Here is an 18,717-nt window from a genome sequence, read left to right as displayed (position 1 = left end):
AGGTAAGGAATCAATTGTTATGTATTGACAACAAACATAAGAAAATATAGCATGAATATCATGTTTATGCTATACTAATAACAGGTGGTTAAGATGAAAATTATCGTAGTAAGCGACAGTCATGGAAAACAGGGAATTCTGGAACAGATCGTTGAAAAACATCCGGATGCGGATGCCTACCTACATTGTGGTGATATTGAGGATTATGCGGAAAACTATCCGTCTTATATCGTCGTACAGGGGAATAACGATATTTATTATGATTATCCAGATGAACGTGTAATAACGGCTGGCAGTCATCGTATCTATATGACACATGGTCATCATTTTTCTTATATTAAACGATTGGAACAAATGGCAGATACGGCAAAAGCAAAAGACTGTGATATCGTTTGCTACGGACACACGCATGTTGCTGCAGATGATGTCGTTCATGGGATACGTCTGATCAATCCCGGTTCTTTATGGAGAAGCCGTGATGGCAGAGGGCCATCCTATGCAATATTGACACTGCAAGAGGAACAGGTTGATGTGGAATTCATTTTTCTCCCACAGAAGAAAAGCAAGTTTTTCTGGTAAGGACCGTACATAGATACGGTTTTTGTGCGGAATGCAAAGGAAAGGTATTAGGGTATTATGGAAAGAAAAGTTGGAACTATTTCAAGAGGTGTCCGCTGTCCTATCATCCGTGAGGGTGACGATCTTGCAGGCATCGTAGTAAACAGTGTGGTTGAGGCTGCACAGGCAGAAGGCTTCGCCCTTCGTGATCGTGATGTTGTGGCAATTACAGAATCAATCGTTGCCAGAGCACAAGGAAACTATGCATCAGTAGATGCCATTGCACAGGATGTCAAACAAAAACTGGGCGGTGAAACCATTGGGGTAATCTTCCCGATTCTTTCACGTAACCGTTTTGCTATTTGTTTGAAAGGTATTGCAAAAGGCGCTAAAAAAGTTGTCCTGATGTTAAGCTATCCAAGTGATGAGGTAGGTAATGAATTAGTAAGCCTGGATCAGCTGGATGAAGCTGGTATTAACCCTTATAGTGATGTATTGTCACTTGAGAAATATCGTTCACTGTTTGGAGAAAATCCACATCCTTTTACAGGCATTGATTATGTGGAATATTATGGTAATCTAATTCGTGAATGTGGTGCAGAGGTTGAAATCATCTTCTCTAATAACGCGAAAACAATTCTAAAGTATACCAAAAACGTATTAACATGTGATATCCATACACGCGCTCGTACGAAACGCATCTTAAAGGCAAATGGTGCTGAACGTGTATGTGGGTTGGATGATATTATGACTTCCTCTATAGATGGTAGTGGATATAATACTTCCTATGGTCTTTTAGGCTCTAATAAATCAACAGAGGATATGGTCAAATTGTTTCCACGTGAATGTCAGGATCTAGTAGAAGATATCCAAAGTCAGCTGTTAAAGTTAACAGATAAACATATCGAAGTTATGGTTTATGGTGATGGAGCATTTAAAGATCCTGTTGGTAAGATCTGGGAATTGGCTGATCCATGTGTTTCACCTGCATACACGGCAGGTCTTGAAGGAACACCAAATGAGTTGAAGCTGAAATATCTGGCGGATAATGATTTTGCGAACTTGAAAGGTGAAGCTTTACAGAAGGCAATCGAGGCGAAAATTAAAGAAAAAGATGATGACTTAAAAGGCGATATGGCATCACAGGGTACAACGCCTAGAAGATTGACCGATTTGATTGGCTCTTTATGTGATTTGACGAGTGGATCTGGTGATAAAGGAACGCCAATCGTATTAGTACAAGGATATTTTGATAATTTTACAAACTAAAAACGATGTTCTAATACTGTATATCAGGCATCTCTATTGTTAAAACAAGAGAGATGCTTTTTTTAATGAGACATGTGTCACATTAATGAAAATGGTTTTTACAGATAAAGCATTTCTCGACAACATGTGTACGCAAGGATGACTATAATATGCATGAGGTGAGGAAGATGGAAAGCTATGTTGAGGTATCTTGGCTGAACGGTGTTTTGTTATTGTATCTATCGGCGCTTTTTGCTAGTTATGCTATGTTTCAGCCATTAAAAGATCTGCATCTTCTTTTCTATGCGGCTGTAATATCTATGCTGAGTGTCAGCTTGTGGCAAGATGGTAGTCTTTTCATCGTCATACTTGTTGAGCTTCTTTTTTTTCTAACCCTTTTTCGGTATGCTAGAAAAACATATATAGTTGCTTTCTGTTTCCGTGTGCTTTGTATGCTAACAAGTTATGTTATTTATCAAGGCAGCTTTCATAATGGTTTTTGGTTTGTGCCCATTCAGGCATCAATCATACCCTGCTGGCTATTGTATTTGTTATTTCTATTTTTCTGTAAAAGTCGTTGGCGGATACGCTTTAGTGAAAAAAATTGCTTATATCCCTTGACGCTTTATGTAGGTAACAAACATTTTAAGGTTATTGGGTATTTGGATAGTGGAAATCTGCTTAGTCATGAGGGGATACCGGTTGTCTTTCTACAACGTCGTTATCTGTCATATTTTGTGGATGAACGCATACAATTAGTAGTAATGAAGACAGTTCAGGAAGAAAGCAGTTTACCGTGCTATACATGTGAATTGAAGTTGCACGGTTGTCATAAAAGAAAGGTACTCGTACATCTGCAAGAAGATTTGAAACTGCCTATGCACAGTGAGTTGCTGTTAAATATGAAAGTGATGACGATGGGGTGATGAGAATGAAGAAACTTTGGACATTTTTAAAGTGGCTGTTTGGCAGTCGCGATGATTTACAAGTTTGGTATATCCAAGGCAGTGATGTTTTACCAAAGCCATTAGAGAAAGATGAAGAATTAGCAGCGTTGATTGCTTTGGAAAATGGTGATGAAGAAGCACGCAATAAGTTAATTGAACATAATTTACGCTTGGTCGTCTATATTGCGAAACGTTATGAAACCAATCCGATTTTTATGGAAGATCTCATCAGTATCGGCTCTATTGGTTTGATTAAGGCGGTCAATACATTTAAACGTGATAAAAATATTAAGCTGGTAACATATGCTTCCCGTTGTATTGAGAATGAAATTCTGATGTTTTTACGTAAGAAAAGTCGTCGTAAAGTGGAAGTAAGTTTTGATGAGCCTTTAAATATTGATTATGATGGAAATGAATTGTTATTGTCTGATATATTAGGAACAGATGATGATATCGTTACGAAAGAGTTTGAGAAGCAAGAAAATAAGCGTGAATTATTGGCGGCCATGGCAACCTTAAAAGACAGAGAACGTCAAATCTTGCAAATGCGGTATGGTATTGAGCACGAAGAGTTAACACAGAAAGATATCGCGAAACGCTTGGGAATCTCTCAGTCTTATATCTCACGCTTGGAAAAACGGATCATTCAAAAATTAAAGGTACAGATGAAAAAGAATCATAGTATGCAAGAATAGGGTAAGTAAAAGTAATCTGTAACCATACATGATCTAAATGGTTGCTATTTCCTTAATACTGTCAAAATTTATCATATTATGTTAGGGCTTTCCGCATAGGAAGCTCTTTTTTAACTTAATCGAAGAATCATATCAGGTCACTAGTAAAATAAGAAAGTTTGAATGATTCAAAATGATTCAAAAAGAATAAATATGAATAAATATGATTGACAAGCTACAACGTGAAGAATATAATGAAAGCAAAGAAAAGGATGCAGGAGGATTGTTATGAAAACTACAGATGAAAGAAAAAAAGCGTTGCTGGAAAGCTTTAAAAACGGATTAATCGTATCTTGTCAGGTACAAAAGGATGATCCTATTTATACTGAGGATATCGTTGTAAAGATGGCAGAAGCTGCCAAATGGGCCGGTGCGGTCGGAATACGTGCAAATTCACCGGAACAAATCAAGGCCATCAAGGAAAAAGTTGATTTGCCAATGATTGGTTTATGGAAGATTTGGCATGAGGATACAGATGTTTTTATAACGCCAACTTTGGAAGCAGCAAAAGCGGTTTGGGAAGCTGGTGCTGAAATTATTGCTTTGGATTGTACAAAACAAATCACACATGAAAAAACGATTGCTTGGGATTTGCTGGATATCGTGAAAAAGGAAATTCCCGAAGCTATTATCTTTGCGGATGTATCAAGTTATGAAGAGGCAGCACATGCGATTGCGCATGGTGCGGATATTGTTGCACCGACGTTATATGGCTATACCAAAGAAACTGCTCATATTGAAGGTGCTGATTACCGATTGTTTGCGAAGATGTGTCGTGATTTTAAGGATGATGTTTATATGATGATGGAAGGTCATCTGTATACACCGGAAGATGCGATGAAGTGCATATATTTAGGAGCGCATGCCGTTGTTGTAGGAAGTGCAATCACACGTCCGCATTTGACTGCTAAGCGTTTCGTAGATTTGTTAGGTGGCTATCAGGATAATTGGAGAGAGGCTGAAAAAGCAAAACATTAAGATAGGAAGTGTGAACATGAAACACAAGATCAATATAGATGGGGCACAGAATGTGGAAGTATCCAAACCGATTCCCTGTGAAAAGAGTATCGAAGAACAACTGAATATCATGGAAGCCTATACCAAAGCACACAAGGATAGCGCAGGACTTGATAAGGCAGAAAGAGAAATTCGTTGTCTGTCTACCATTTTTCCGGTGTTGTTTCGCTCTCTTGAAGATGATGATTTAATTGCCGGCCGCTTAGATTTTCTGCCTATTGGGTTTGGCAGTGTAACAAGTATAGGCGGTGTTGGTCATTATTGCGTATTTCATAAGCTAAGAGCATTTAAAGAACAATTAACGAATACGGAAGATAAGAAACGCGTAGATGCTTTATACGACTATTGGCAAGAGCATGATGTCAAAGCTATTTATTGTCAGGATGTGTTAACGGAGGATACAACAGGACGTTTTATTGACTGCCATTATCCTTTTATGGCAACGGCTCGTTTAAGCGGCATGATGTTGAATTATAAACGCTTAATGCGTGAGGGGATCGAAGGATTAAAGAAAGATATTCGCCAACAAGGAGATAATGCGTTTTTGTGTGCCAGTTATGAAGCAATGGAATTATTGCAGAAAGTAATCGACAAACAAATTGCATTGGTACAGGATGCCAAACAAAACGCAAGCAAACAACGCTTGCTGGATTTGCAACTAATGGAAGCCGATTTACGTTTTATTCGTGAACAACCGCCAACAACGTTTCATCAAAGTCTCCAGCTGTTTTGGATCTATGCATTATGTGCCGGTGTTATAAATTATGGACGTATGGATGATGTGCTGGGTCCTTATTTACAAAACGATCTGGATGCAGGAAGACTTGATGAGGATGAGGCATATCGCTATCTGAAATCTTTATGGAAGATGATTGAAAATCGTCGTACGACGGTAAATGGACGTATCATCGTCGGTGGTGTAGGACGTGAGCATCCTAAAGAAGCAGATACCTTTGCCCGTATTGCATTACGCGTTTGCCGTGATACACGATATGTAGAACCACAGTTTACATTACGCTTTTCTAAAGATACGCCAGTGGATATCATGGATATGGCATACGATTGTATCGGCAGTGGAGCTACGTATCCTACTTTGTATAATGATGATGTGAATGTGCCGGCTGTCATGCATGCCATGCGCGTGGAAGAAGCAATTGCCCAGCAGTATGTACCTTTTGGCTGTGGTGAATATGTCATTCAAGGGAAAAGTGTGGGAACACCGAATACCTTGCTGAATCTGTTAAAACTATTGAATATAACTTTGAATAAAGGCATTGATCCTAACGATCAAAAATATAAAGCCGGACCTGTACACGTACCGCCTTGTGAAGAATTTAAAAGCTTTGATGATTTATACAATACCTATAAAGAAGTGTTGGATTATTATTTTGATTTAAGTGTCGATGCCCAACTGCACTCCTATGAAGTCATGAATCAAGAAGTGTCCTTCCTCTTTACATCAATTTTAATGGATGATTGTATTCATCGTAAGAAAGCGCTATTGGATGGTGGTGTAGAAATTTTAGGTGGTACAAATGAAACCTATGGCAATATCAATACCAGTGATGCCTTATATGCCATTAAAAAGTTGGTGTATGAGGAAGGAAAGTATACACTTGCTCAACTCCATGAGGCGCAGATGGCAGATTTTAATGGTTATGAGCATATTCGTAAGGAGCTATTGCGGCAAGATAAATACGGCAATGATGCAAAAGAATGTGATGCATTAGCAAATGATTTATATGAATATGTTGCAAAAGGCATTCGACAAAGAGGCATCCAAAAGGGACTGGGCTATTATTTAATCGTTATATCCAATAATCAAACGAATACCGATTGGGGACATCAAACATGGGCAAGTTTAGATGGACGTAAAGCCGGAGTGTTTATGAATCCGGCAAATAATCCGCAAGGTGGGGCTGCCAAGAATGGACCAACGGCTTGTTTAAATTCGTTAGCAAAATTTCAGGCAAAGTATCATGGAGGCAGTGTGCAGAATATCAAATTTACCCCACGGATGTTTCGAGAAGATCGTGAAAAGATCAAAATGTTGTTTCAGACATATTTTGATAAAGGTGGCTGTCAGCTGATGGTAACGGTTGTGGATCATGGTATCTTAGAGGATGCCCAAAAACATCCTGAGAAATACCCTGATTTGATCGTCCGTGTAGCAGGCTATAGTGCCGTATTTGTGAATTTGACGAAAGATATTCAGGATGAATTATTAAGCAGGTGCTTATATGATTAGCGTTACCCATATTGAACGATTCGCTATTCATGATGGCCCTGGTATTCGTACAACGGTATTTTTAAAAGGCTGTACACTTTGTTGCCCATGGTGTGCAAATCCGGAAACACAAAGCAGTCAACCGGTACTTTTGCATGATATGCGTAAATGTGTAAGCTGCCATACATGTGAACAAAGCTGTCCACAAAAAGCTATTCATTTCCAAAAAGGAAGGTTTCACCACGATGCCCAAAGATGTAATGGTTGTCAAAGCTGTGTAGAAATGTGTTTACAAGATGCTTTGCAGCTGCGTGGAGAAGATATGGAAAGCGAGGCAATTCTTCATGAAGTCATGAAGGATAAGGATTATTATGATATGAGTCATGGCGGTGTGACGTTTAGTGGTGGTGAACCATTTGTACAAGTAACATCATTATGCGAAATATTACAAGAAGCGAAAGCATTAGGTCTGCATACAGCTGTGGAAACAACAGGAAATTATCCGTTGGCTGATTTGCAACGAGCAGAGCCATTTATTGACTTATTCCTGTATGACTTTAAACATCTGGACGACGCAAAACTTCTGCAGTTCACGCATGGTAATGGACAACTGATAAAAACCAATTTGGCCTATCTGTTACATCAAGATGTTCATAAGGTCATCGTTCGTATGCCGATCATCACCGGCTTTAATGATGAGGCATCTTTGGTTTATCAGGAACTTGACTATTTACATGCATTGGGTGTGCAGAGCGTGCATTTATTGCCCTATCATTCACTGGGAAAAAGCAAAGCTGAACAAATGGGAAAGCCATATGTTTTTCCTACCGAAATCATGGCGAATGAAGTATTAGAGCCTTATCGTGCCTATGCATTGGCAAAAGGTATGTATGCCCAAATAGGTGGATAAAAAAGTGCTACTTAGCATGATGAAATGAGCTTCAATATTCACTAAAAGTAAAGAAACGAAAGCAAAGATTAATTTCTGTATTGTACAGAGGTTAATCTTTTTTATTATTCTATACGTATACTACTCAATATCTTCTTTTACGGTTTGCTTGAATTCATTTACTATCTTACATTCATCTTTATGACTATAAAATATCTCATTTTTTTATGATAAATTTCCATATTAGCGTGAAGTAGTACAGGATCTTTGGCTGATGAAAAGCACATAAAGCAACGACTACTTCACCCCAAACCCCTATTTCATAAGCGATGCTGCTTTGTTACTAGCTGATTATGATGACGTACGTTGTGCTGTTACATTTCTAACAATCTGTGCAGCATGTATAACGCATTTTTGCATAAACCTCATGGGCCTCATGCTATCTCTTTTTTTTGATTGTCAAGTCTTTTCTGTTTCCAATTACTTACAGTAGGATTCTGGCATAAGCAAATCTTGGCAAGGGAACACTTCTTGTATAGTCATTTAAGCAGGAAGGTGGAAGTTACATGAGTCGTTATAAAGTAGTAATCAGTGGTATTCATACGGCTGATTTAAAAGTATTAAGCAACGAGGAGATGAAAGAATTATTTAAAAAGTATCAAAGTGGGGATGAACAGGCAAAAGAGGATTTGATACAGGGGAATTTAAAGTTGGTGTTGTCCATCGTTCAGCGTTTTTCAAATCGTTGCGAGAATATGGATGACTTATTTCAGGTTGGCTGCATTGGACTGGTGAAATCCATTGATAACTTTGATTTAAAACATGAAGTACGTTTTTCCACTTATGCAGTCCCTATGATCATGGGAGAGATCAAACGCTATCTGCGTGACAATCAAGTAATTCGGGTATCACGGCATTTAAAGGATTTGGCCTATAAAGTTTTTCGCTTAAAAGAAGAGTATATCCATGAACATCAAAAAGAGCCAACGATTCATTGGCTGGCTGAACAACTACAGGTCAAAGAAAAGGATGTTGTTGACGCATTAGATTCTACGCAAAGTGTCGTATCGATATTTGAACCTGTTTATAATTCGGATGGTGATGAGCTGTATCTATTGGATCAGATTAAGGATGACAAGGACGAAATTGAGCGTTTATCGAATTATATGACATTAAAAAAAAGCATGCGAAACTTGAAGGGAAAAGAAAAGGATATTATTCAGAAACGCTATTATCAGGATAAGACACAAACAGAAATCGCCAATGAATTGGGTATTTCGCAGGCACAGGTATCGCGTCTAGAAAAAAATGCAATTGCCTTACTTAAAAAAGAATTTGAAATCTAGGCACCAAAATCGTTATTTCTCATATACTGATGGTAGGTGAGAAAATGCGCTTTAGTGATATATGCAATAAACAGGTCATTAACATAGCAGATGGTTCTTTAGTTGGACTTGTTGTAGATCTTGGCTTTGACCCTTGTACCTATGAGATTCATTCGTTGTTTGTTCAGCCTTTGCAGCCATTTGTTAAAAAGATGCTGCCGTGGTTTTTTAAATGTGAACAGATTCAGATCATGGTGAAAGAAATAGAAAACATAGAAGGTGATGTGATTCTTGTTCGCTTTTCATAAAAAAGAGGATATAACCATACATCGAAGATGAATATGAGCATCATCGAAGATGTGGTTATGACCTCTTTCTTTGTTTGTTAGTCTTATTTTTGTTGATTATTGCTCATTTGATAATTGCGCTAGATACTCTAGGATATCCTGTGCATTTGTTGCAGGATTTGCTTTTTCAAAGGTTTTGATGATCGTGCCTTCTTCATCAATTACATAGGTACTGCGCGTAATGCCCATATAGGTTTTACCATATAGTTTTTTCTCTTTCCAGACATCATATGCTTCAATGACTTTATGTTCCTCATCGGATAATAAAATAAAAGGCAAATCGTATTTCTCTTTAAAACGTAAATGCGAGCGTGAAGAATCCTTACTGATACCGATAACGATAATATCGTTTCTTTTATAAACATCATAAGCAGCTTTAAAGGCGCAGGCTTGCTTGCTGCATCCAGGGGTATTATCTTTTGGATAAAAGTATAATACAATTTTTTTTCCTTTAAAGGAATGAAGACTGATCAAATTGCCTTGTTCATCCGGCAGGGTAAAATCAATGGCCGTAGTTCCAATTTCTAACATCATCATACATCCTTTCTCATCTCATGATTTTATTATACGCGATGAATAAGAAGTGGAGCAATTAATTTGCATGAAAGATTGGCGAAACCAGGATATTAATGATACACTATATCCAGTAAGAAAGTAGGTAGAAATGATGAAATTAATTGCCTGTGATTTAGATGGCACCTTATTAGATGGCAACCATGGCTTATCGGATAAAAGTAAAGCAGTATTGCCCAAATTAGCAGAACAAGGTATTCAATTTATGGTGGCAACCGGAAGAATGGCACAAAGTGTTATTCCTATGTTTGAACACGTATTGCCAGATTGTGAGTATTTGCTGCTGAATGGGGCTTTGATTACGGATGCAAAGGGGAAAGCACTCTATGAAGTAACGATGAAAAAGGAGCATATCCGCTTGGTAGATGCCATTTTTCAAAAGTATGATATTTGCTATCATATGTTTACCGGTATAGGAACGATCACCTCTGATGAAAAACGTTGTGTAAAAGCTTTTTTAGAGCATTTACAACAGCAGGGATTGGATGAGGGGATTGCTATGAAAATGAAGGATGAATCAGGGTTTTGTCGCTATGCCAGAGAAGTAAAGGATATTTCTGCATTTTTGAGCGAAGAGATACCTGTATATAAGATGGAAGCTTTTGGCGGTTTATCGCAGAATTTAGAAAAAGCACGCAGTGAATTACAGGCATGTCAGGCGTTGCATGTGACCAATTCGATAGAAGATAATATTGAAGTGACGCAAAAAACAGCCCAAAAAGGCATTGCACTTGCGGCTTTTTGTAAGGAAAAAGGCATTGCGAAAGAGGATGTTTTGGTCATTGGGGATTCCTTGAATGATCTTAGTATGATTGAAGAATTTCCCAACAGTATTGCGATGAAGAACGGACATAGCTACATCCAAAAGGCAGCTGCTTATATCAGCCGTTATACAAATGAGGAAGATGGCGTTGCTGATATTTTGGAGCAGCTGTTGGAAACCTTGTCAATTCAAGAAAAGTAAGGTAAAATACCAATAGAAATGAAGTGAGGAAAAGATGATGAAAAAAGCTACTCTTGCGGATGTGGCAGCTCTTGCTGAAGTATCAAAAGCTACTGTATCCCGTTATTTAAAAGATGAAAACGTCAAAGAGGATATTGCGCTTCGCATTGCTAAAGCCATCGAAGAAACGGGCTATGTCGCAAAAGCTATGAAGAAAGCAGTCGAAGAAGAAGTAAAAATAGAAAAGAAAAAACGCGTCCTAAAAAAACAGAGCACTGTTAACAGAGGCTATCGTATCGCCTTATTGTGTGATCAGGTGATGTTGCCTAGAACACGTGAGATACTTGATGCGATCTGTAAGGAGCTATATACGCAGGGATGTCTGCTGCAGGTATATTTCACACAGAATCGGGAAGATCTGGAAGAAACGTATTTAACTTCCTGTATCGTCAATAATATGGATGCGATTCTTGTTATGAGCTGTTCCAGTGTTGAATTTATTCAAAAACAGATGCGAACAACGGCTATTCCAATCATTTATTTGTGTGCGAAAGGGGAAGGAATTACTAGTGTTACTATCCCTGAAACACAGGCTGCTGAAGTGTTAGGCAAGTATCTGATGCAGAAGCAGCATTTGATGATTCGCTACCTGGGTAGTAATGTACAGTTGGCCAACTTACATATGGAAGGTATAAAAGAGGCTTATCGTGAAGTGAAGCAACCACACGATTTTGCGGTTAAGATCAGTGATGGCAGCTATTTGGATACTTATGCCAGAATTAAGGAATTATTTGCCGAACAACTCGATTTATTGATTTTGCAGGACGATGCTTTGGCGATTCCTTTTGCTAAGTATGTGCAAGAATATCATATTAGCGTTCCTCAGAATGTTTCTGTGGTTAGCTTTGGCGGTCAGGACCTTACGCGTATCATGAGTCCAGTCATGACCAGTGTGGTATATGATTATCACGTATTTGCACAGGATGTTTTTGCGGCAGTACAAGCGCTGATTGAAAAAAAAGCGATACCCCAACAAAAAAATATGTTTTACCTTCAAGAAGGAGACAGTGTGCGATAACTTTTTATAAACAGCATGAATGCTTATCGTAAGACTAAATGTTCTATAGCAATAGAAAAAGCCATCTATATACGTTTACAGTAAAGTAAACAGTAGAATGGCTTTTTTTATTGATAAGCTTTCCATTTGTTAATAACGTTATTATAGCCTTGTGCTTTAGCTTTTGCTATGTGCATATAAACAGGATCTTGACGACTTTCAAACATCATTAAGGCCCAATGACACCATAACACATCTTCAAATGCTTCAAAGCATAACAAATCCTTACGCAGCTGATCGTCCATGGTATCAAAATAAACAGCATAAAAGCGTTCGCGCAACGTTTCATCTTGGATGTTATTTTCACTTAAAAAGGACATGACATCAAATAAAGGGTCGTTATCAGCGGCATATTCATAATCGATGAGATAAGTTTTAGCGGGCGTAAAAAGAATGTTGCCACTTACCCAATCATTATGACATAACACCTGCGTACGTTTCATGTGCTGCAGCTCTTTGATGAGATCATTTAACATAGGAAATGCAAAGGGCTGGTGTTTAACGTGACGAGCATATTGTACATAACGTCCAATGGGGTCAAAGGAAACACCAATGGTGGTGTGCAATCCATGAAATCGTTTCATTAGGGCGGCCACACGTTCTATCTTATCCTCATATATGCATTCTTCATAGGTTACCACATCTTTTAAATAACGGGTAACTTTATAGCCACTGACTTCATCATAATATATGGTATCTACATCAATGTCACTATCTTTTAATGCTTGTAAAGCAAGTGTTTCATGATGGCGGTCAACAACGTTTGCGGCATCGGCAAAAGGGATACGTAAAACATATTCTTCACCATCCAATGTTAACAGGTAGTTTTTATTTGTTAAGCCTTTCTGCATGTCTTTGAGTTGTAAATCAGGGTCAAAAAACAATGCGTCGAGGAAATTATTATCTTTCACAGGAATCACCTGTATAATCATAGCATATTTACGTGAAATTTGTTAAAATAAGTAGACGAAGAAGGTGGATATGTGAAAAAAACATTGCTTACAACCTGTAATGCAAAATATATACATAAAAATTTGGCATTGCGATGGCTGTATGTGGCATGTGAGCATCGCGAGGATGTGCTTTTGAAAGAATATGTCATCAAGGATGATCCGCTACATATTGTACAAGATATTTTATCTATGCAGGTGGAAGTTGTCTGTTTCAGCTGTTATATTTGGAATATCGAAATCATCAAAGCTGTCATACGATTATTAAAGGAAACAAAGCCTGACTTGCATATTCTTGTTGGCGGTCCAGAAGTGAGTTATGAGTCTTATGATTTGCTTGAGCAAGGCGTAGATGCCATCAGCATCGGAGAAGGTGAAAAAAGCGTCTGGGAATATATAGCAATGCTGGAAGAAGAAAGTCCTCATGAGGTAGAGGGAATTTATACAAAGGCATTTCCCAATAAAAACTATCAACGCGTTGCATTGTCGTGGTTGGAAACATTAGCGAATCCATATTTTTTAGCTATGGATAGCCAGCAGATGGCAAATCGTTATTTCTATTTGGAAACGAGTCGTGGTTGCCCCTATGGCTGTAGCTATTGTTTAAGCTCTGCGGATCGTTGTGTCCGTATGTTTTCAATCGACTATGTTATGGAGATTCTTAAACAAATCGCCAATAGTGATGTCAAGCAGGTTAAGCTTTTAGATCGTACCTTTAATGCCGATCCTAAACGAGCTTTGCGTATTGCACGTTATATCAATCAAAATTGTAAGAATCAGATTTTTCAATTTGAAGTGGTTGCAGAAACATTAAGTGAAGAGTTATTGGAATTTTTCACCAAAGAAGCAGATGTAACAAGATTTCGCTTTGAAATCGGTGTCCAATCGTTTCATGCGAAAACTTTACAGAGCGTAGGCCGTATCCAAAACAATGAACGTTTGCATCAAGTCATTAAACGAATGCGTGAAGCCGGCTGTATTCTGCATGTGGACTTGATTGCCGGCTTGCCTTATGAAGATTTGCCAACCTTTCGACAAAGTTTTAATACGTTGTTTGCCTTACAGGCAAGCGAGGTACAGTTGGGCATCTTAAAGTTGTTAAAGGGTACCAAGTTAAAAAAGGAAAGTTCTTCTTATGGGTTACAGGCCCAAACAACAGCACCTTATGATGTTGTGGCTACTTCATGGCTGAGTACAAAAGAATTGAAACAGTTGCATGCCTGTGGCGATGCTGTAGAAAAGTTTTGGAATAGCGGCATCGCCAAAGATAGTATACAAGCAATCTTAGAGCTAGGCTGGTATCAAAATCCTTTTGATTTATTCATGGCATTAGGTGAACAATATCAAAAACTATCGCATCCTTATCAGCCACATGAACTGTTTTCCTGTTTTTATCCAATTTTACAACAGTCCAAACAAGCGATCGATGCTGTCTTGCTACGATCTTATTATAAACGCTTTAAACAGAAACCACATCGCTTTACAGATTGTTGGATCACGCAAGAAGAAAAGAAAAAACTCTTATCCTTTGCCTTTTGTAAAGGCATCGCAAATCAAAAGGAATTATTTTGTTATGGCTTAGTTGATGTTGGTTATGATCATGGACAGTTTGGCTATCAACTGATCTTGTACAATGCGCGACAAACCTTGCCAAGACGTTGGTTTATGAATAAAGAACTTACTTATATAAAGGAGCTGAAAGATATGAAAGAAATGATGATTGCGACAAGCAACGCTCATAAAGTCGAAGAATTTAAGGCGATGTTAGAGCCATTGGGGTATCACATCAAAAGTTTGTTGGATCTTAACGAGCCTATTGATATTGAAGAAACCGGGACGACCTTTCAGGAAAATGCTTTGATAAAAGCAAGAGCCATCTATGAGCGATACCACATTGCTGTAATTGCCGATGACAGTGGTCTGGCTGTGAATGCCATGCATGGAGAACCAGGTGTTTACAGTGCCCGTTTCATGGGAAGGGATACTTCTTATGATGTTAAGAATCAATATATTATCGATCAATGTAAACATGTTGCAGATAAAGGCTGTCAATTTGTCTGTGCGATTGCCTATGTTGATGAAGATGGGAAAGAGCAAGTATTTACCGGGATCGTTGAAGGTTTGGTGGCTGATCATATGGAAGGGGCAAAAGGTTTTGGCTACGATCCGATTTTTTATTATCCACCATATCAGACAACATTGGCGAATGTATCTGAAGAAAAAAAGAATGCCGTTTCTCATCGCGGCCGTGCTTTAGCACAATTGCTTGCTTATCTGGAAGGAGATAATTAATATGCTGCACTTAGTTTTATATGAACCGGAAATTCCGCAGAACACTGGGAATATGATGCGCACCTGTATGGCTACCAATACCAAACTTCACCTGATACAGCCCCTTGGCTTTTCTTTGGATGAAGCCCATTTACGCAGAGCAGGCATGGATTATATGAAGAAATTGGTTTATCGCTTATATGAAAATTGGGACGACTTCACGAAACAAAATCCTAGTAATAACTATTATTATATGACCCGTTATGGCAAACAGGCGCCTAGCCAGATTGATTTTACACAATGTGAAGGCGATATTTATTTAGTATTAGGTAAGGAGAGTACAGGAATTCCAAAAGCGATTTTAGCCAAACAATTGGATCATTGTATGCGACTGCCTATGGTGGCCAATGCGCGAAGCCTTAATTTAAGCAACTGTGCCGCCATTATCATATATGAAGTGTTGCGTCAGCTGGATTATCCAGGATTAAGCCCGGTGGAGGTTATTAAGGGAGAGGACTGGCTGAGTCAGTAATGGAATGGCTGGATCATTTTGTGGATACAAGAAAAAAACGATATCATCTGTTTTTTCTTATACTCCTTTGTTTGCTGTTGCTTTTAGTATTACCTTATGTGTATATCAGTGTGCGGTTGTTATCTTTGCAATCGTATGATGCACTTTATGCTATGTTGGATGATCCCATGCTATCTTATACGTATCTTTCCAGGCTAGTCCTAGAATTAATATCGCTTGCCAATATGTCCATTCTGCGCATTCTAGGATGCATGTTATCCTGTGTGCAACCGTTAGAAATACTAGTACTTCTCATGCTGATAATAGGTTTTCCCATTTTAGAACGAAAAAAAATAACCGGCATCACTTTGTTGGTACTAATCATGGAAATCTGCGTCATGTTTGGGTGTGTCATGTTGGGACTTCGGGCATCTTCACTTGCGCAAGCTATTCTTTATATACGAATGTTGGGAGCTTTTCTCCTTGTAGGTAGTATTTTGATAACAGGGGTTTTGTTTTATCATTTATATCGACGCATCCTTTATTATCGTCATGCGTTAAGTTATCTTTGCATTGAAGAAAAAGAACATACGGCATAAATCGTTAGCCATATGTTCTTTTTGCTTAGAATTCTTTTAGATTACGTAGGTTGGTTGATTTGTCTCCATCGTTGACGCCACGGATATGACGTGCACCATCACGGCCGGTAAAAGGCAGGGCATTTTCAATCATACCTTGTTCAACAGCCTCTAATGCCTGTTCGTAATCGTAAACATTGCCATTTTCGTCTTTAAACTCACTTAAGGTTCCATCAGAGTTACGACGGGCAGCTACGAAACGTGTTCTTTCACTGTTTTTTGATTTTTTCATTTTTACTTACCTCCTGTCATTATTGTGAGCCTCACATGTCGAATTATACTGGAAATAACCTTGAGAAAAACTGGAAACGATAGCGTTTTGACTATGGTTTTCCCTATATAAGTTCTTCACCTTTCAAAAAGGCAAACATGTTTCTAGATTAGCGGTACCATAAAAAGATAAAATGTGGTTATCGCAAAGAAAATAAAAGAGAAAGATAGGCGAATTCCTAAGGAAAACAGGCATTGTGATTGAATTTTTTTAAATTTACGCTATAATAGTTACCATAGTAAGAGGATGTTCCATGCCTCTTACCTCTTATACTTAAGAGCAAATGCGAATCGACATTACAATAGGGAGTGGTTATACTTGGACGGATCGCGAATATGCCTCATGATTGCATTAGTGGCTTTGATTGCTTTATCAGCTATTTTCTCATCTACGGAAACTGCATATTCCAGTGTGAATATGATACGTTTGAAACAGATGGCGAAAAGCGGCAATAAAAAAGCCAAAACAGCTTATACTATTTCTAAGAACTTTACAGCGGTGATCACTACAATCTTAATTGGAAACAATGTAGTGAACATTTTAGCTACTTCATTGGCTACAGCATTATTGACCGATATCTTTGGCACCAGCGGTGTTGCTTTGGCAACGGCTGTGATGACTATTCTGATTTTAGTGTTTGGCGAAATTGCCCCTAAAATCGTAGCAAAGGCAAAGGCAGAATCCTTTGTGCTCTTGGTTGCGAAACCATTATCGGTAATGGTGACGATCTTTCGCCCGATTTCTTTTGTGGTTGAATCTTTGGAAGGACATTGGGAAAAGAAGATGGACATTGAGAATGTTACAGCTACGGAAGATGAACTGCTGGAAATCGTTTCAACGATTGAGCAGGAAGGAGTTCTGGAACAGGAAGAGCGTGAATTGATCGAAAGTGTCATCGAATTTGATGATAAAAATGTTCGTGATATCATGGTGCCGAAAGATCAGGTTGTCTTCTTGTATGATAATGCAACTTATGAGCAGTTAAAAGCGGTGCTGAAGGATCATAAATTATCACGATTACCGGTGATTTCTTATGAGACCTTAGAGGTCGTGGGAATCTTACGCGTTCGTGATGTTTTAGATGCCTTATTAGAAGAGCGGGAAATCGTCATAAAAGATATGATGCAGGAACCAATCTTTGTCACTCAACGTAAAAAACTGCCGGATGTATTAGAAAATATTCAAAAGTCGCGAGAGCATATGGCAATCGTTGAAGAATCACAAACATCCCATGTATATGTTGGTATTGTAACGTTGGAAGATGTCTTGGAAGAACTGGTTGGAGAAATCTACGATGAATATGACCCTTTGCCAAATCATGTAGTGGAAATTGGACATCACACATTCGTGATTGATGGGAAAGTAAATTTGATCGATTTCTTCGATAAATATGTCGATGATCAGGATGCCCCAATCACCAAGGCCAGAAGTTTTGCGGCTTGGATATATGAATTAAATGCGCATCGCAAGGTACGCAAAGGTCGTGAACTTGAATTTGAAAATCTTGAGATCAAGGTACTGGATACCAAGGATGGCATGGCTGCCAGACTTGAGTTACAGATAAAGTCATTAAATGATGACGATGAATTGCTAGACTAGGAGGTTACATAGCATGAATATCTTTTTAAAAGCATTTAAGCCAGAAACGGCTCCAAAAGCATTAGGACCTTATTCTCCAGCGGTAAAGTTGGGTGATTTCGTTTATTTATCAGGACAAATTCCTTTGAATCCAGAAACCGGTGAAGTCGAAGGTACTACTATTGAAGAACAGACACATCAGGTTATGAAGAATATTAAGGCTGTTTTAAATGATATGGGACTTGATTATAAACATATCGTGAAAACAACAATTTTTGTCAGTGATCTAAACGATTTTGATAAGCTGAATGAAGTGTATGGTTCATACTTAGAAGAACCATATCCAGCAAGAAGCTGTGTACAAGTAGCACGTCTGCCTAAGGATGTAAAATTAGAAATTGAATGTATCGTAATTGATACTTTGGTTTATGAACAGCAGTTGGCAGCGCAGCAAAGCGGATGCTCAAGCTGTGGCGGTGGCTGTGTTGGGGGCTGCTGCGACTAATTGGTATATGTCGTATCATATAGGTATTGTAAACATTAGGGAATCTTGATTTTTGAAGGATCAAGATT

At 38.4% G+C, this 18,717-nt stretch carries 19 protein-coding genes; 16 read left to right on the top strand and 3 right to left on the bottom strand.

The window, feature by feature from the left end:
- The first annotated feature begins 93 nt into the window (after positions 1 to 93).
- From AC1VS3_RS03450 to AC1VS3_RS03410, 9 genes are all read left to right on the top strand, one after another.
- Positions 94 to 579, top strand: coding sequence for a metallophosphoesterase family protein (locus AC1VS3_RS03450; protein ID WP_008688843.1), 486 nt, complete (start codon positions 94 to 96; stop codon positions 577 to 579).
- 57 nt (positions 580 to 636) lie between these two features.
- Positions 637 to 1,827: a coenzyme F420-0:L-glutamate ligase gene (locus AC1VS3_RS03445; protein ID WP_008688842.1), complete on the top strand. Its 1,191-nt coding sequence runs from the start codon at positions 637 to 639 to the stop codon at positions 1,825 to 1,827.
- A 167-nt stretch (positions 1,828 to 1,994) separates the two neighbouring features.
- A complete protein-coding gene (locus AC1VS3_RS03440) occupies positions 1,995 to 2,732 on the top strand; it encodes a sigma-E processing peptidase SpoIIGA (protein ID WP_008688839.1) in 738 nt (245 codons plus the stop codon).
- Complete coding sequence (gene sigK, locus AC1VS3_RS03435; RefSeq protein WP_008688838.1) at positions 2,732 to 3,448, top strand: RNA polymerase sporulation sigma factor SigK; 717 nt, start codon at positions 2,732 to 2,734, stop codon at positions 3,446 to 3,448. Before AC1VS3_RS03440 ends, sigK begins: the two co-directional genes overlap by 1 nt.
- 267 nt (positions 3,449 to 3,715) lie before the next feature.
- Complete coding sequence (locus AC1VS3_RS03430; protein ID WP_008688836.1) at positions 3,716 to 4,465, top strand: N-acetylmannosamine-6-phosphate 2-epimerase; 750 nt, start codon at positions 3,716 to 3,718, stop codon at positions 4,463 to 4,465.
- Between the two features lie 16 nt (positions 4,466 to 4,481).
- Complete coding sequence (locus AC1VS3_RS03425; protein WP_008688833.1) at positions 4,482 to 6,752, top strand: pyruvate formate lyase family protein; 2,271 nt, start codon at positions 4,482 to 4,484, stop codon at positions 6,750 to 6,752.
- Complete coding sequence (locus AC1VS3_RS03420) at positions 6,745 to 7,641, top strand: glycyl-radical enzyme activating protein (RefSeq protein WP_008688831.1); 897 nt, start codon at positions 6,745 to 6,747, stop codon at positions 7,639 to 7,641. Before AC1VS3_RS03425 ends, AC1VS3_RS03420 begins: the two co-directional genes overlap by 8 nt.
- Before the next feature lie 545 nt (positions 7,642 to 8,186).
- On the top strand, positions 8,187 to 8,966 hold the full coding sequence (locus AC1VS3_RS03415; protein ID WP_008688829.1) for a SigB/SigF/SigG family RNA polymerase sigma factor: 780 nt from the start codon (positions 8,187 to 8,189) through the stop codon (positions 8,964 to 8,966).
- A gap of 44 nt (positions 8,967 to 9,010) precedes the next feature.
- Entirely contained in the window at positions 9,011 to 9,253 is a 243-nt protein-coding gene (locus AC1VS3_RS03410; protein WP_008688827.1) for a PRC-barrel domain-containing protein, read from the top strand.
- A 96-nt stretch (positions 9,254 to 9,349) separates the two neighbouring features.
- Here AC1VS3_RS03410 and bcp read toward each other — a convergent pair whose 3' ends face one another.
- Entirely contained in the window at positions 9,350 to 9,823 is a 474-nt protein-coding gene (bcp, locus tag AC1VS3_RS03405) for a thioredoxin-dependent thiol peroxidase (protein ID WP_008688826.1), read from the bottom strand.
- Positions 9,824 to 9,956: 133 nt separating this feature from the next.
- Here bcp and AC1VS3_RS03400 point away from each other — a divergent pair, with 133 nt between their 5' ends.
- Together AC1VS3_RS03400 and AC1VS3_RS03395 are read left to right on the top strand one after the other, a co-directional pair.
- Complete coding sequence (locus AC1VS3_RS03400) at positions 9,957 to 10,829, top strand: HAD family hydrolase (protein ID WP_226896919.1); 873 nt, start codon at positions 9,957 to 9,959, stop codon at positions 10,827 to 10,829.
- A 37-nt stretch (positions 10,830 to 10,866) separates the two neighbouring features.
- Positions 10,867 to 11,886, top strand: coding sequence for a LacI family DNA-binding transcriptional regulator (locus AC1VS3_RS03395; RefSeq protein WP_008688821.1), 1,020 nt, complete (start codon positions 10,867 to 10,869; stop codon positions 11,884 to 11,886).
- Between the two features lie 107 nt (positions 11,887 to 11,993).
- Here AC1VS3_RS03395 and AC1VS3_RS03390 read toward each other — a convergent pair whose 3' ends face one another.
- Complete coding sequence (locus AC1VS3_RS03390) at positions 11,994 to 12,857, bottom strand: choline/ethanolamine kinase family protein (protein WP_008688819.1); 864 nt, start codon at positions 12,855 to 12,857, stop codon at positions 11,994 to 11,996.
- A gap of 51 nt (positions 12,858 to 12,908) precedes the next feature.
- On the opposite strand from AC1VS3_RS03390, the gene rdgB reads away from it, so the two are divergent.
- The 3 genes from rdgB to AC1VS3_RS03375 all read left to right on the top strand — a co-directional run bounded on the left by rdgB (position 12,909) and on the right by AC1VS3_RS03375 (position 16,256).
- Entirely contained in the window at positions 12,909 to 15,167 is a 2,259-nt protein-coding gene (gene rdgB, locus AC1VS3_RS03385) for an RdgB/HAM1 family non-canonical purine NTP pyrophosphatase (RefSeq protein ID WP_008688817.1), read from the top strand.
- Position 15,168: 1 nt separating this feature from the next.
- Entirely contained in the window at positions 15,169 to 15,678 is a 510-nt protein-coding gene (locus AC1VS3_RS03380) for a tRNA (cytidine(34)-2'-O)-methyltransferase (protein ID WP_008688815.1), read from the top strand.
- Between the two features lie 71 nt (positions 15,679 to 15,749).
- Positions 15,750 to 16,256 (top strand): hypothetical protein, encoded by a 507-nt coding sequence (locus AC1VS3_RS03375; RefSeq protein ID WP_226906226.1) that lies wholly within the window; start codon positions 15,750 to 15,752, stop codon positions 16,254 to 16,256.
- Positions 16,257 to 16,281: 25 nt separating this feature from the next.
- Here the strand turns inward: AC1VS3_RS03375 and AC1VS3_RS03370 are convergent, their stop codons facing one another.
- On the bottom strand, positions 16,282 to 16,527 hold the full coding sequence (locus tag AC1VS3_RS03370; protein ID WP_008688812.1) for a DUF3892 domain-containing protein: 246 nt from the start codon (positions 16,525 to 16,527) through the stop codon (positions 16,282 to 16,284).
- 381 nt (positions 16,528 to 16,908) lie between these two features.
- Between AC1VS3_RS03370 and AC1VS3_RS03365 the strand changes: the two genes are divergently transcribed.
- Together AC1VS3_RS03365 and AC1VS3_RS03360 are read left to right on the top strand one after the other, a co-directional pair.
- Positions 16,909 to 18,165 (top strand): hemolysin family protein, encoded by a 1,257-nt coding sequence (locus AC1VS3_RS03365; protein ID WP_008688810.1) that lies wholly within the window; start codon positions 16,909 to 16,911, stop codon positions 18,163 to 18,165.
- A 13-nt stretch (positions 18,166 to 18,178) separates the two neighbouring features.
- Positions 18,179 to 18,649, top strand: a complete 471-nt coding sequence (locus AC1VS3_RS03360) for a RidA family protein (protein ID WP_481275516.1) — start codon at positions 18,179 to 18,181, stop codon at positions 18,647 to 18,649.
- Positions 18,650 to 18,717 lie beyond the last annotated feature (68 nt).

The sequence above is a fragment of the Longicatena sp. genome (genome assembly GCF_982403165.1).
This window is presented reverse-complemented; position numbering and strand designations above follow the sequence as displayed.

Coding starts and splice junctions, on each gene's coding strand:
- AC1VS3_RS03450 (WP_008688843.1), top strand. CDS start 94: ATGAAAATTATCGTAGTAAGCGACAGTCATGGAAAACAGGGAATTCTG.
- AC1VS3_RS03445 (WP_008688842.1), top strand. CDS start 637: ATGGAAAGAAAAGTTGGAACTATTTCAAGAGGTGTCCGCTGTCCTATC.
- AC1VS3_RS03440 (WP_008688839.1), top strand. CDS start 1,995: ATGGAAAGCTATGTTGAGGTATCTTGGCTGAACGGTGTTTTGTTATTG.
- sigK (WP_008688838.1), top strand. CDS start 2,732: ATGAGAATGAAGAAACTTTGGACATTTTTAAAGTGGCTGTTTGGCAGT.
- AC1VS3_RS03430 (WP_008688836.1), top strand. CDS start 3,716: ATGAAAACTACAGATGAAAGAAAAAAAGCGTTGCTGGAAAGCTTTAAA.
- AC1VS3_RS03425 (WP_008688833.1), top strand. CDS start 4,482: ATGAAACACAAGATCAATATAGATGGGGCACAGAATGTGGAAGTATCC.
- AC1VS3_RS03420 (WP_008688831.1), top strand. CDS start 6,745: ATGATTAGCGTTACCCATATTGAACGATTCGCTATTCATGATGGCCCT.
- AC1VS3_RS03415 (WP_008688829.1), top strand. CDS start 8,187: ATGAGTCGTTATAAAGTAGTAATCAGTGGTATTCATACGGCTGATTTA.
- AC1VS3_RS03410 (WP_008688827.1), top strand. CDS start 9,011: ATGCGCTTTAGTGATATATGCAATAAACAGGTCATTAACATAGCAGAT.
- bcp (WP_008688826.1), bottom strand. CDS start 9,823: ATGTTAGAAATTGGAACTACGGCCATTGATTTTACCCTGCCGGATGAA.
- AC1VS3_RS03400 (WP_226896919.1), top strand. CDS start 9,957: ATGATGAAATTAATTGCCTGTGATTTAGATGGCACCTTATTAGATGGC.
- AC1VS3_RS03395 (WP_008688821.1), top strand. CDS start 10,867: ATGAAAAAAGCTACTCTTGCGGATGTGGCAGCTCTTGCTGAAGTATCA.
- AC1VS3_RS03390 (WP_008688819.1), bottom strand. CDS start 12,857: ATGATTATACAGGTGATTCCTGTGAAAGATAATAATTTCCTCGACGCA.
- AC1VS3_RS03380 (WP_008688815.1), top strand. CDS start 15,169: ATGCTGCACTTAGTTTTATATGAACCGGAAATTCCGCAGAACACTGGG.
- AC1VS3_RS03370 (WP_008688812.1), bottom strand. CDS start 16,527: ATGAAAAAATCAAAAAACAGTGAAAGAACACGTTTCGTAGCTGCCCGT.
- AC1VS3_RS03365 (WP_008688810.1), top strand. CDS start 16,909: ATGATTGCATTAGTGGCTTTGATTGCTTTATCAGCTATTTTCTCATCT.
- AC1VS3_RS03360 (WP_481275516.1), top strand. CDS start 18,179: ATGAATATCTTTTTAAAAGCATTTAAGCCAGAAACGGCTCCAAAAGCA.